This window comes from Paraburkholderia caffeinitolerans (assembly GCF_902859945.1).
Taxonomy (GTDB): Bacteria; Pseudomonadota; Gammaproteobacteria; order Burkholderiales; family Burkholderiaceae; genus Paraburkholderia; species Paraburkholderia caffeinitolerans.
In genome coordinates this window covers 49815-62220 of sequence record NZ_CADIKL010000029.1, presented here as the reverse complement: position 1 = coordinate 62220, position 12406 = coordinate 49815, and the positions used below count along the sequence as shown (strand labels likewise).

Below are 12406 nucleotides of genomic sequence, written 5' to 3'. Positions count from 1 at the left end.
TCACCCCAGATGGATTTGTTCGGCATCGACCTTGGTTAGCTGCTCTGCTGTCAGGACCATGGTCGAGCCATGCAGGCGCATGCTCGCGCTAGCCGCATGATCGACATGCGCGGCGCGCAGATGATCGACGGTCTCGACACTGCGATACGTGGTGCGGCTCACCTGGGTGATGCGCTTCGCCACGCTTTCGAGCACGTTCGCGACAACGCGCATGAGCCCCGTATGCAAGCGCGCTTCACCCGCATGCATTTCGACATCCTCACCGGTTAGATGGGCTGTTCGCGTGCCCACATGCAACTCCTGCGTGTCGAGCCGCAGTGTCTGCTGCGCTGAGCTGCTTAGTTCGCGGCCCGCGCGCATTTGCAGATCGTGCGTCGCTTCGAGTAGCAGATCGCCTTCCACGCGCAGGTGCGTGACAGAGTTCTCGATCGCGCGCTCGAGCACGGCGAGCACAAAGGTTTCGCCGCCGCTCTCGCAGATCGCGACGCGGTCACCGGGCTGCGGATCGATCAGGCACGAGAAGGCGCGCCGGCAGGACACGCTTGCGTGATGCGTGGCGACAAGCCAGAGGCCGTCGGTCAGCGGTGCGAGGACTGTGCCGGCGGGAAGTGGCCCGGCGGCGCCTGATCGGTTCACAGGGAGTGCGGCGATGTTCGTCTTCATCATGATTCTCCGTAGGTGTCGGTGCCGAGGTGCGCGTCGCGCTCGCGCGACCATCGTTCGGCGGCCAGTTGCGCGGCGTCGTCGGGCGCGATGGCGGGATGTCCCGCGCAGGGGGCGTCGACAGCGCCCTGGCAGCGCAACCCGTCGATGCGCGCATCGTGCATGTTGGCGTCCGTGAGGACGGCGTCCGAAAAATCGGCGCGCACGAGGTACGCGCCCTCGAACGAGGCGTGGCTTGCATCCGCACGCTGAAACTGCGCGGCCTCCAGCGATGCGCCGCTGAAGTCCGTGTGTTGTGCGCAGGCCTCGATCCACATCGTGCTGGGCAGATGCGCCTGGCGGAACCGGGCTTGTGGCAGGCGCGCCTGATGGAAGACCGCGCCCGGCGCGTGTACGGCCACGAACGATGCGCCTGCGAGGTCCGTGTCCTGAAAATTGCAGTTGGGCAGCGATGTGCGGTCGAAGACGGCGTTCGTCAGCGAGCATCGGGCGAACTGGCAGGCTTCCAGCCTCAGGTCGTGAAGCCGCTGGTCGTCCAATTGGCAACCGATGAATGCGGTCTTGATCAGTCGCGCCTCGGTGAAGGCCACATCGCGCAGGTCGATCTTGTGGAACACCGTTTTCTCGATATGTGCCTGCTCGAACGAGACGCCGGCCAGCTCGGTGCGTTCGAACATGGCGCGGTCCACCTCGGCGGCGTCGAATCGGCATCGTTCGAGCGTGCTTTCGATGCAGGCCAGTTCTTGTGCGCGTGCCGAGCTGAAATCGCAGTCGCTTGCCTTCGAGCCGTGCAGCCGGACCTTGGCGAGCGTGCTGTGCGACGCGTCCACCGAAGTTAAGCGGCAGTCGAGCCAGACACTGCCGCTGAGGACCGCGTGCGCGAGCGTGACGTCGCGCAGTTCGCAACGCTGGAACAAGCATTCGCGCAGCGATGCGCGTGTGAATGTCGTACCAACGAAGGTCACGCCTTCGAACCGCGTGCCGGCAAGATCGCAATCATCGAGAGAGAGCCCTCGCAGTTCGACATCGCGCACGGGTGCGCCGTCGCGCACATGCTGGAGCAGGGTGTCACGTGTGAACATCATGCCGCTGCCCTCGCGCGTGGGACCCACGTAGTCTGAACTGTGTAGGCAGCGTCGAGTCCGGCGAGATCATCGAGCCGCGCCTCGGCGAGCAGCGCGCGAAACAGGTTCGCCCCGGCGAGCTTCGCGCGTGTGAGGTTCGCACCGCGCATGAACGCGCCGATCAGGTCGCTGTTCGACAGATCGGCATCTGTGAGGTCGGTGCGGATCATCATGGCGTCGCGCAGGTGCGCACCGCGCAGGTTCGCGCCCGTGAGCATGGCGTCGGAGAAGTCGCATTGTGCGGTTCGTGCGCCTGCGAGGTACAGGCCCGGTGCCGTGGTTGAGCGGAAGTTGACTTCCGTGAGCGCTGCACCGGCGAAGCGCGTGGCGTCGAGCCGGGTGTCCTTGATGAAGCACGCCTTGCGGATCATTGCGCCGTCGAAGCGCAACTGGCTCGCGCGGGTGCTCAGAAAACCGAATCCCTCGATATTCGCGTTGTCGAACGACGTTTCCTGCAGCGTGCATTGGACGAACGACATCTTGCGGATCGTCGTTCCGCTGAAGTCGGCGCCCGAGAATGTTTGTTCAGCAATCACGAGATCGTTGAGCGCCGCCCCGGCGAAGCGCGGTGCTTCCCATTCGCACTCGCGTAGAGCGGTTCGCTCCAGATGCGCGGCACTGAAGTCGCAGCGGCGAAAGATCGCTTTTTCGCACGTCGCGCGGTCGAGTGTTGTGCCTTTGAACGAGGTTTCTTCGCAGTTGGCGAGCGACAGGTTGGCCTCGCTGAGGTTCGCGCCCGTGAGCTGCGTGCGATGCAGGGTGGCGCGCACGAGTACCGCGCCCGCGAGCGTGGCTTCACTCAGGTCGGTGCCGCTCAGGTTGGCGCTTTCCATGAGTGCATTGCTCAGGTCCGCGCCGCGCAGATCGAGTCCGCTCAGATCGATGCCTGTCAAATCCTCGCCGGCCAGCGATTCGCCGCGCACCAGCTTCTCCCGCAAGCGTATCCTTGCGGACTGCGAAGCTTCTGGCGAAGCGGTAAAAGCGGCATCCTGGTGCTGAGCCGACTGACGGTACATGGCAAGCAGCTTGCCCTCGAGGTCAGGTTGCAACAGTGGCGTGGCGGCCGGCGTGGCGCGCAGGGTATCCATCAGCCGCTTGATCTGGGGCGGCCCGCGGCGTCCTGCGCCGGCGCCTTGCGGCACGCCGGGTTGCGCGGCCATGCGCGTGCGTGCCGCAACTGCGTTCGCGCGGGCCTGCGCCGTCGCTTCGTCGGCCATGGCCAGATTTTTCGCCACGAAGTCGGCGAGTTCGCTCATGCGCGGCAGGGCGGGAGCGGTGCTGGGCATGTTGAGCGCGCCAAAGCTGACGGAGGGCTGCGCGGCGGCGCCGGCGAGTGTTGTCGGCTGCGCTGCGTGCGCACGCGCCTGGGCTTCGTGCATGAGTCGCTCGCCGTAACGCTGCATGGAATTCTGCCAAGCCGGGCCGGACGGCGTGGGATCGGGGAACGAGGCCGTGGAATTCACCTTCGAAGGCATCAGGTCCGCATCGACCAGCGAGTGCAGGGCCGCGTCCTGCGCATGCGTGCGCTTCGCATGAACCTGCGCGTAGTGCTCCATGCTGCGTGGCTCGTCCGGCGTCTCAATGGCGAGCATCAGACTTTCGATGTCGTTCGCATCGAATTGCTCGACGGGGGTTTCACCGTGGAAGACGAGGATGGCGCGTTCCCGGTCGGGCATGAACCAGACTGTAGACAGGCGCATCGGCACCGGTTCGAGGCACGCCGCACCTTGCCGTATCACGAAGCATCGGCCGCGCAATGGCAGCAAGGTACCCTGCTGCCGGGCGTGAATCGGATGCATGCCGGCGATGCGCCACGGCACCGCGTCAGGCCAGGCTTGCAGATCGTGGCGCTGCTGATCGGGGGGCGCCACGTTGAACCATGCACGTTCGAATGCCGGGGGAAAACCGAACGGATCGGCGGCGGCGCTCGCCTGGTCCCATTCGCCGTACAGCGCGCGTCGCTCGGGCGTGTCGATCGCGAGCGGCATGAACTCGTCGAGCGCAATGCTCGCTTCGTCGAGCGTTTCGGGAAAGGCGACGGCCAGATGCTTCGCGCAGCCGCCGAACTCGACGCCGACGCGGCTCGTGCGCTGCGCATCGCAATGCGTAGCGAAGGCGTTCGCGGCAACAAGGAATTCCGCATGCGGCTTGGCGTACCCCGCGTCGAGCATGGCGGTGCGCAGCACCTCGGGCGCGAGTCGCATCAATTCCTGCTCGCCCATGATGCAGGGGGTCTCTTCGAGCGTCGTCATGACCGGCATGGCCACGCCGAGCCGCTCAATGCCGTCGAGCCGGTAAATGCGTGTCACGATGCCGGCGGCCATGGGCTTGATGATTTTCATGGAGGCACCTGTGCGTCAGTACGTGCAGGAGCAGCCGACGAGGGTCACCGACGTATCCGTCGAGGCCACGGCCATGTGAGTGTTGCTGAGACTAAACGCAGTCTGGCTCATTGCGGCGCCGGTGGTCTGGATGACCGTGCCCGTTGCGGCGACCGCGAGGCCGGTGGCCACAGCTTGCACACCGGTGACCATTTCCAGGACGATGTGGGCGAGAAGTCCGTTGATGGCCATGATTTCCTGGGAACCGACGCAACCGATCAGCGAGTTGCCGACGACCAACTGGGTCGACGTGCCGTTGATCATCCCCGCCACATTGCCGTTTTGCAGGGCGCCCGAATTGCCGTTGATCAGCGAGGTTGTGTTGCCGTTGATGGTCGAGCACGAGTCGCCGTTGATGGTGGTGCAGGAATCGCCGTTGATGGTCGTGACCGAATCCTGCTCAATGGTCGTGTACGAACTGCCGTTGATGATCGTCGTCGAGTCACCGTCGATCACGGTGGTCTGGTTCGCGCCCACTTTGTGCGAGGCATCGTTCTCGACGCACACGTCGAAATTGCGCTCGGCGTGCAGCATCACCTGCTCGGCGCCGGGCTTGTCCTCGAAGCGCAGCATGTTCGCGTTGGCCGTGGTGCCGCCCGGCGTGCGCGTGACGATGCCGCTTTGTGTGGCCGCGCCCGGCAGGGCGAACGGCGGCATCTGCTCGGCGTTGTAGATACGGCCCGTGACGAGCGGGCGATCGAGCTCGCCGTTCAGAAAATCGACGACCACTTCCTGACCGATGCGCGGCACCTGCAGCGCGCCGAACTCGGTGCCGGCCCAGGCGCTCGACACGCGCACCCAGCACGAACTGTTTTCATCGCTCTGACCGTAACGGTCCCAGCGGAACTGGAGCTTCACGCGGCCGTACTCGTCGGTCCAGATCGTCTCTCCGGCCGGACCGACCACGACGGCAGTTTGCGGGCCGGTGGCTTTGGGCACCGGGGTAACGCTTGGCGCGCGCCAGGGTAGTGAGGTGGGCTGCACAACGAAGTCGAAGTCGTAGCTCGCCTCGCTGCTGCCGCTCGCGTAGCCGCCTTCCTGGAGCCGATAGGAGACCGCGACGATCAGGTTCGCGACGTTGTCGGCGCTGCGCGGGCAGCCTTCGAGCGTGACGACGTAGCCCGGCGCCATGGTGCGCGCATGGGTGCTTGCGCGGCTCTGCGCATGGCCTGCCTGTTCCTCTTCGAGCCGGACGGTGGCGTAGCGTTGCCCCTCGTCGGCGTTGATATAGCCGGCCTGCCAGTCGTATTTCGCGTAGCCGGCATGGTCGTTGCCGAGCGGGTTGGCGCGGCGCTGCGAGACATCGGCGCGCGGCTTGCGGAAGTCGTGGTCGTTGACGGCGAAGACGCCGGAGCGCAGCTCGACAGCAGGGCGCCAGTCCTCGACGCCGACTTCGCCAGCGCGCACGAGGCGGTCGGGCGCGAGCCAGGGCAGTGTGGGGTAGAGCGCGAGCGGATCATGCGAAGCGATGTCGTCGATCAGCACGAGCACCTGTTGGTCGGCTTCGTGACGGAAGTAGTAGTAGATGCCCTCGCGCTCCATCATGCGGCTGACGAAGGCGAAGTCGCTCTCCTGGTACTGTACGCAGTAGTCCCAGGTACGATAGTGGGCGGCGAGGCGCGTCTCCACGGTGAAGCCATAGGGCTGGAGGACCTGGCGCACGATGTCGGGCGCGCTGAGGTTCTGGAAGATGCGCGAGTCGACGGTCCGGGTGAGATACCAGAGCCACGGGCGCAGCGTGAGGGAGTAGACGTAACTGCGCGAGGTGTCGGTTTCGCGGCCGGCGAATGCGCAGCGCACGATGTGTCCGCCGAGATAGCGTGGTGCACCGGGCGTGGCGATGGCGAGGTTGAGTGGCTTGCCGGTCAGTGTATTGAGATCGAGCGCGGCACTGGGGCTGACCATTTCCACATCGAAGGTGTAGAGGGTCGAGAGTCTCTCGGTGCCTTTTAGCGAGCGAAAGCTCAACGTCTCGAAGCCAGGGGGCAGTGTCGCGGTAACGTTATGCGTCATGTCAGCCTCTCAGTAATGGTTTTGGAAAAAAACTCAGGAAAAGCGCCAACGCTTGCAGGTTCGATGAATTTCATGAACGCAAGGCAGAATCAGAACTTCACGGAACAACCGACGTGCGTAACCGAGGTATCGATTGCGTCTACTGCCGTGCCGATTTTGTTGACCCGTACTCCGGTCATGCCCAACTGGACGCCGATGTTCTGACCGCTCACGCCCACGGAGCCAAGCGTCGATCCGATGGCCGTGAATTGCTGGCCGATCACGAACTCCTGGAGGATGGCCGCGATGAGCTGGTTCGTGTTCAGCAGTTCCTGGGATCCGAGCGTGCCGATCAGGTTGTTGCCGAGCACGAGCTGCGACGAGGTCCCGGCGATCATCGTGAGCGCGTTTCCATGGGTTTCGTTCACCGAGTTGCCGTTGATCTTCGTGATCGAGTTGCCGTTGATCTCGGTGGTCGAGGTCCCATTGATGATCGTGGTCTTGTCTCCGCCAACTGTTTGCGTGGAATTGTTCTCGACCGCCATGTCGAGATCGCGCTCGGCATGCAGCATCACCTGCTCGGCGCCGGCTTTGTCCTCGAAGCGCAGCATGTTCGCGTTGGCCGTGGTGCCGCCCGGCGTGCGCGTGACGATGCCGCTTTGCGTGGCTGAACCCGGCAAGCTGAACGGCGGCATCTGCTCGGCGTTGTAGATGCGGCCCGTGACGACGGGCCGATCGAGTTCGCCGTTCAGAAAATCGACGATGACCTCCTGACCGATGCGCGGCACCTGCAAAGCGCCGAACTCGCTGCCGGCCCAGGCGCTCGACACGCGTACCCAGCACGAACTGTTTTCGTCGCTCTGCCCATAGCGGTCCCAGCGGAACTGGAGCTTCACGCGGCCGTACTCGTCGGTCCAGATCGTCTCTCCGGCCGGGCCGACCACGACGGCAGTTTGCGGGCCGGTGGCTTTGGGCACCGGGGTAACGCTTGGCGCGCGCCAGGGTAGCGAGGTGGGCTGCACGACGAAGTCGAAGGCGTAGCTCGCTTCGCTGCTGCCGCTCGCGTAGCCGCCTTCCTGGAGCCGGTAGGAGACCGCGACGATCAGGTTCGCGACGTTGTCGGCGCTGCGCGGGCAGCCTTCGAGCGTGACGACGTAGCCCGGCGCCATGGTGAGCGCATGGGTGCTGGCGCGGCTCTGGGCGTGGCCGGCTTGTTCTTCTTCGAGACGGATCGTGGCGTAGTGCTTACCCTCGTCGGCGTTGATGTAACCTGCTTGCCAGTCGTATTTCGCGTAGCCGGCATGGTCGTTGCCGAGCGGGTTGGCGCGGCGCTGCGAGACATCGGCGCGCGGCTTGCGGAAGTCGTGGTCGTTGACGGCGAAGACGCCGGAGCGCAGCTCGACAGCAGGGCGCCAGTCCTCGACGCCGACTTCGCCAGCGCGCACGAGGCGGTCGGGCGCGAGCCAGGGCAGTGTGGGGTAGAGCGCGAGCGGATCATGCGAAGCGATGTCGTCGATCAGCACGAGCACCTGTTGGTCGGCTTCGTGACGGAAGTAGTAGTAGATGCCCTCGCGCTCCATCATGCGGCTGACGAAGGCGAAGTCGCTCTCCTGGTACTGTACGCAGTAGTCCCAGGTACGATAGTGGGCGGCGAGGCGCGTCTCCACGGTGAAGCCATAGGGCTGGAGGACCTGGCGCACGATGTCGGGCGCGCTGAGGTTCTGGAAGATGCGCGAGTCGACGGTCCGGGTGAGATACCAGAGCCACGGGCGCAGCGTGAGGGAGTAGACGTAACTGCGCGACGTGTCGGTTTCGCGGCCGGCGAATTCGCAGCGCACGATGTGTCCGCCGAGATAGCGCGGCGGGCCGCCGGGCGTGGTGACGGTGAGATTGAGCGGCTTGCCGGTCAGCGCGTTGAGATCGAGGGAAGCGCTGGCGCTGGCCATTTCCACGTCGAAGGTGTAGAGGGTCGAGAGCCTTTCAGCGCCTGTTAGCGAAAGGAAACTCAGTGTTTCGAAGCCGGTCGGAAGGTTCGCAGTAACGATGCGTGTCATGTTAGCGTGTGTAATTTTTAATGTTTAATGTGTAACGATTCATGTTAAGCATAACGAATCAAATCACAGCGCCAGCCGACGGTCGAGGTTTGTCGCCTCATATTGCGCCGGCCGCAAGGGCGTGCTCGGGCGAATAGACGAAATCGTCGGCGTGCGACTCGTCGCTGTGCGCCACGCTGTCCGCCGTATCGGCTGCGTGCTCTCTCGCGCCGAGCCAACTGCCCCACCCAAGCGGCGTGGCATCGCCCAGACTGATCGGTACGATGGCTTCGTTCGCGAGCACGAGCCGCAAATCCCACGCGAATTCACGGCCGACATAGGCGCGTACCCATGCCGCCAGTTCCTTCATCGTGGTTGTTCCAGGCAGCAGCGCGCGAAACTGCTCGAGCGTCAAGCGACCCACGCGGATCTCGAACTTGCTGCTCGCGTCGCGTACAGCCGCGCCGATCATTGCCCCTCCGCCGAGTCGCGCGCCGGCCGCCGCCGGTCCCAAGGTCACGCGGTCCCCACGCTCGAGCGCGATCCACTGCGGTACCCATTCGACGACATGCACTGGCATGCCCAGCCACGCGGCCAGCATCTGCTGCAAGCCGTGTGCGTCGCGTGATTTGCGCACCAATCGGCCGGTCATGCCGTAAAGCGCGTGTGGGCCCGGCGTGTGGCCGTGAGGCAGCGACGCGAGGCCGATGTGCGCGAGGCACGCGACGTAGCGGTCGAAGGACGAATGGCCGTCCCGGTCGGCGCTTACCGTTGGTTGTGCGTCGGCCCATGCGCGGTAGAACAGCAGCGCGAGCCGGTGATGGAACAAATCGGCAAATGCGCACAGAACGGGGTCGTCGTGATTGCGCAAGCGATTTCTTGCGAACTCCGTCAAATGGAGCGGCAAGGGGCCGTTTGGCCCAAACAGCCCAAAACCGTGAATCGACAATCGGGGCAACTGCTCGTCGTTTGCATGTGCGCTCGCCACCGAGGCCGGGGCAAATGCAAGCGACGGCTGCTGGCCGATGCGCACGGGCTCGTCGCTGGGTGACCATGCCCGGCCGAGACGCGGATGAGGCGCGGACTGCGCGTCGAGCCGGCGCAGCAACTGAAACAGGTCGTGCGCATAGGGAGCGGCTTCGACCTCATGCCACCACGACGGCGTGTCGAACGTGTGTGCGTTCATACGGTAGGCCGCCTGCCGATGCGTGAAGGCCAGCGGCGGATCGAGCCGCGCTGCAGCGTCGATACAGCGAGTTCGCTGAAGCTGTTGATTGATACATGCCGCGCGAGGAATTGCTCCAGCACCGATTCGAAGAGGTAAGTGCTGCCGCCCGCAAAAGCCAGATCGTCGAGCAGGAGCGAGATACAGACGCCTCGGCCGACCATGACCGGCCCCGGATGCGGCAGGCGCCGATACGCCGGCGTAATTCGCACGCTGCGCACGCCGTCGATCTGGGCAAGCAGGTTGCGGCGCGCGCCATCGGCGTAGAGACGCAGCAGTTCGCGCAGCGTTTGTGAGCCCTCGCTTTCGCCCGCATCCACGAGCCCCAGATAGTCAAGCCCGAGGTGGCTGATGAGGCGCCATGTCAGTTCGCCTTCCGCGAGCGCGCCGCGAGGCGAGGTCGGTCCGCGCAGAACCTTGACGACGTCCACGGGACATGACGCGCGCAAGGTGAAATCCGTTGCGCCGTGCAGCGGAATCGACAATGGCAGATGGCGGTTGGTACAGAGCGCATCGGCGCTGATGTGGCGCAGCGCTTCGGGCCATGGCGCATCGTGCTGGTCGACGAGCGACACATACACTTCGCTGCCAGGGTAGGTGGCGCGAGTGGCCGAGCGGGCGGCGTTCTGCGCAATGGGCCGAGGTTCTCGGCGCATGGAAAAATAGCGACCGAGTTGTGTGGACGAACTTTCGGGGCCGCCGAAGAACGGATAGAAGTCGACATTGGCCGCACCGGCTTGCGACTGGCCGGTGATTCTGCGAATGGAAAAGATTTCGAAATCGGCGGGCTGCATCCGGTCGACCACCAGATGATGCTCGTGGCGCGATGGCGAAATGGCGATGTGATCCGTGCGCCGCTCGAAAAGGTTGACGGCGGGCGTGCAATGGAGCGCGAGGCTGCGCGCGTCGATCGCGCGCTCGAGTTCGGGCGCGCCGGCATCGAGCAGCACCGTCAGCGTAAAGGTGCGGCCGCGCAGGTCGGGCAGCGCGCGCTCCAGACCGTTGAGGCTGAAAAATGCCAAGCGCTCCGGAAACGCGAAATACTCCTGCAATAAGCGGTATCCCTCGAAGGCGCTTTGGCGAGAGGGCAGCATGGCCTGATCGGCGTCGAAGCCCTCATGGCGGATGGCGTTGCTGCCGAGCCATATGGCGCGCTGTGGGCCATCTTCTTCGCTGTGACAGCACACGCCGACGCTGTGCGCGAGCACGCGCTCGATCAGCGGATGAGCGACCGCATCGGGCGCGCTCGTAAAGAACATTAACTTCTTGATCGGCAACTCGCGAATATCGGTGACGCCGTGAGCGCGCAGCGTGATGTGCAGCGCGCCGCCGACGTGCTTGCCGCCGAGCGGCCAGCGAGAGAGCGGCAGGGTGCTCGCGTCGGCACGCAACTTGACGTCGGCGATCTCGAGCGGCCACAGCGTGACTTCGTGCGCAGTGCGAAATTCGCAGGCCGTCTGCTCGCCCTCGGCGAGCTGCGCTTTCAGCGCGGAACCTGCGGGCAGCGTGTAGCCCGAATGCATCGAGCCTGCAAGCAGATTGGGTTGCAACGCCACGATCGCCATCGACGGCATGGGCGAGAGGTAATGCGGATAGACGACGTCCAGCAGACGCTCGGAAAAGCGCGGAAACTCGGCATCCATCTTGAGGTGAATGCGTGCCGCCAGAAAAGCGAAACCTTCGAGCAGGCGCTCGACGAACGGGTCGGCCGTCTGTGTGTCGCGCATGCCGAGCTGGGCCGCGGCGCCGGGAAATGCGGAGGCGAATTCAGCGCCGAGTTCGCGCAGGTAGCCGAGTTCCCGATTGTAGTAATCGAGCAGGCGCGTGTGGCTCATGAGTTGCCCCGCGCTCTGAACACGAGTCCTTCGCCGGCCTCGACGAAATCCGCGACGAGTACGATCCGGGTGCGATTGGGCAGGGCCATCAAGTCGCCCTCGATACGCAGTTCGAGACACGGCTGACCGCCCGGCGTGGTCGCGGGCCGGCATTGAACGTCGAGCGTGTCGTGAGCGAGGCGCGGCTCGAAGCGCACAATCGCTTCGCGCACCTCGACTTCGAGCAGGCGTGAGGCTTCGGCCTGCAGCGTCACATGCTCCAGTGCCGGAATGCCGAAATTGAGCACGGACGTGGCGATATGGGGGAACTCGCGCAGATTGTTTACGCCGCGCGTGTTGATGCTGCCTAGCAGCCACGCAAGGTCACGCAGCACCGCATCGTGGAGCGATCTGCGCCTGGCGTCATTTGCCGTGCGCGTCGGCTCTCGGCCCGCGATCAGACGATCGAACAGGCAGGGTGGGTAGCGGCGCTGAACATCTTCGAGCGCTGCGGATTGCGGCGTTGTGGTGTGACTCATGGCTGTCAATACAAAAAAGCAGCAAAAAAGCAGCAAAAAAGCAGGACAGTGTGGGTGGCGTTTCACCCACACTGTTTGTATAACTAAATTTATTGCAGAAAAACTAAAGGCAATTTACATCTCGCGGTTTTCCTTGATGTTCCAGGAGAGCACGCTTTCGCTGCCCTTGCCGCCCTGGTCGGTCTGCTCCCAGTACTGCTGCTTGACCTTGGCCGCCTGGAAGCGGTAGGTGATCTTCACGGCTTCGGAGTTCTGGTCGGCGTTTTGCTGCACAGCGACGACGAGCACATCCGTGAGCGTGACGCGCTTGTATTCGACCTGCGAACCGCCCGCCTTGCAGATCGACAGCTGGATCTGCGGGAGGTGCTTGCCGTTTGCGCAGTACTTGAGAATCGCGGGGGTTGCCTTGTCGGCGTAGGCTTCCACCGTGAGGTCGTCGAAGCTGACCTTGCCGATGCCGCCGCCACCGCCGGTCGACATCGAACCGGGCTGGTTCGCGCCCCACGAATACGACAGGATGTCGGTCCAGCCTTTATGGCTGGCATCCTTCGATTCGCCGTTGGCGCCATCCACGAGCATGTACATATCTACAGACATTTCGATCTCCTATTGGTTGAGAAGGGACGTCACGAAGT

At 64.3% G+C, this 12406-nt stretch carries 9 protein-coding genes; all 9 read right to left on the bottom strand.

The window, feature by feature from the left end; translation table 11 throughout:
* Complete coding sequence (locus tag HV773_RS24630) at positions 1 to 666, bottom strand: DUF3540 domain-containing protein (protein WP_160113448.1); 666 nt, start codon at positions 664 to 666, stop codon at positions 1 to 3.
* Positions 663 to 1748 carry a pentapeptide repeat-containing protein gene (locus HV773_RS24625; RefSeq protein ID WP_129561660.1) on the bottom strand — a complete coding sequence of 362 codons (1086 nt, stop codon included), beginning with the start codon at positions 1746 to 1748 and terminating at the stop codon, positions 663 to 665. Before HV773_RS24625 ends, HV773_RS24630 begins: the two co-directional genes overlap by 4 nt.
* Positions 1745 to 4129 (bottom strand): DUF2169 family type VI secretion system accessory protein, encoded by a 2385-nt coding sequence (locus tag HV773_RS24620; protein WP_129561661.1) that lies wholly within the window; start codon positions 4127 to 4129, stop codon positions 1745 to 1747. Before HV773_RS24620 ends, HV773_RS24625 begins: the two co-directional genes overlap by 4 nt.
* A gap of 15 nt (positions 4130 to 4144) precedes the next feature.
* The gene (locus HV773_RS24615) at positions 4145 to 6181 is read right to left on the bottom strand and encodes a type VI secretion system Vgr family protein (RefSeq protein WP_129561662.1); all 2037 of its coding nucleotides are present in this window, start codon (positions 6179 to 6181) and stop codon (positions 4145 to 4147) included.
* Positions 6182 to 6270: 89 nt separating this feature from the next.
* Positions 6271 to 8214 carry a type VI secretion system Vgr family protein gene (locus HV773_RS24610; RefSeq protein WP_129561663.1) on the bottom strand — a complete coding sequence of 648 codons (1944 nt, stop codon included), beginning with the start codon at positions 8212 to 8214 and terminating at the stop codon, positions 6271 to 6273.
* Between the two features lie 97 nt (positions 8215 to 8311).
* Positions 8312 to 9379, bottom strand: coding sequence for a type VI secretion system baseplate subunit TssG (tssG, locus tag HV773_RS24605; protein WP_129561664.1), 1068 nt, complete (start codon positions 9377 to 9379; stop codon positions 8312 to 8314).
* Positions 9376 to 11253 carry a type VI secretion system baseplate subunit TssF gene (gene tssF / locus HV773_RS24600; protein WP_129561665.1) on the bottom strand — a complete coding sequence of 626 codons (1878 nt, stop codon included), beginning with the start codon at positions 11251 to 11253 and terminating at the stop codon, positions 9376 to 9378. The genes tssG and tssF overlap by 4 nt, the downstream gene beginning before the upstream one ends.
* Positions 11250 to 11771: a type VI secretion system baseplate subunit TssE gene (gene tssE / locus HV773_RS24595; RefSeq protein ID WP_129561666.1), complete on the bottom strand. Its 522-nt coding sequence runs from the start codon at positions 11769 to 11771 to the stop codon at positions 11250 to 11252. The genes tssF and tssE overlap by 4 nt, the downstream gene beginning before the upstream one ends.
* Before the next feature lie 114 nt (positions 11772 to 11885).
* Positions 11886 to 12368, bottom strand: a complete 483-nt coding sequence (locus tag HV773_RS24590) for an Hcp family type VI secretion system effector (protein ID WP_129561667.1) — start codon at positions 12366 to 12368, stop codon at positions 11886 to 11888.
* Positions 12369 to 12406 lie beyond the last annotated feature (38 nt).

Bases quoted from the DNA above. Each gene is read 5' to 3' on its own strand.
- HV773_RS24625 (WP_129561660.1), bottom strand. From the start codon at position 1,748: ATGATGTTCACACGTGACACCCTGCTCCAGCATGTGCGCGACGGCGCA.
- HV773_RS24590 (WP_129561667.1), bottom strand. From the start codon at position 12,368: ATGTCTGTAGATATGTACATGCTCGTGGATGGCGCCAACGGCGAATCG.
- tssE (WP_129561666.1), bottom strand. From the start codon at position 11,771: ATGAGTCACACCACAACGCCGCAATCCGCAGCGCTCGAAGATGTTCAG.
- HV773_RS24610 (WP_129561663.1), bottom strand. From the start codon at position 8,214: ATGACACGCATCGTTACTGCGAACCTTCCGACCGGCTTCGAAACACTG.
- HV773_RS24615 (WP_129561662.1), bottom strand. From the start codon at position 6,181: ATGACGCATAACGTTACCGCGACACTGCCCCCTGGCTTCGAGACGTTG.
- HV773_RS24620 (WP_129561661.1), bottom strand. From the start codon at position 4,129: ATGAAAATCATCAAGCCCATGGCCGCCGGCATCGTGACACGCATTTAC.
- tssF (WP_129561665.1), bottom strand. From the start codon at position 11,253: ATGAGCCACACGCGCCTGCTCGATTACTACAATCGGGAACTCGGCTAC.
- tssG (WP_129561664.1), bottom strand. From the start codon at position 9,379: ATGAACGCACACACGTTCGACACGCCGTCGTGGTGGCATGAGGTCGAA.
- HV773_RS24630 (WP_160113448.1), bottom strand. From the start codon at position 666: ATGATGAAGACGAACATCGCCGCACTCCCTGTGAACCGATCAGGCGCC.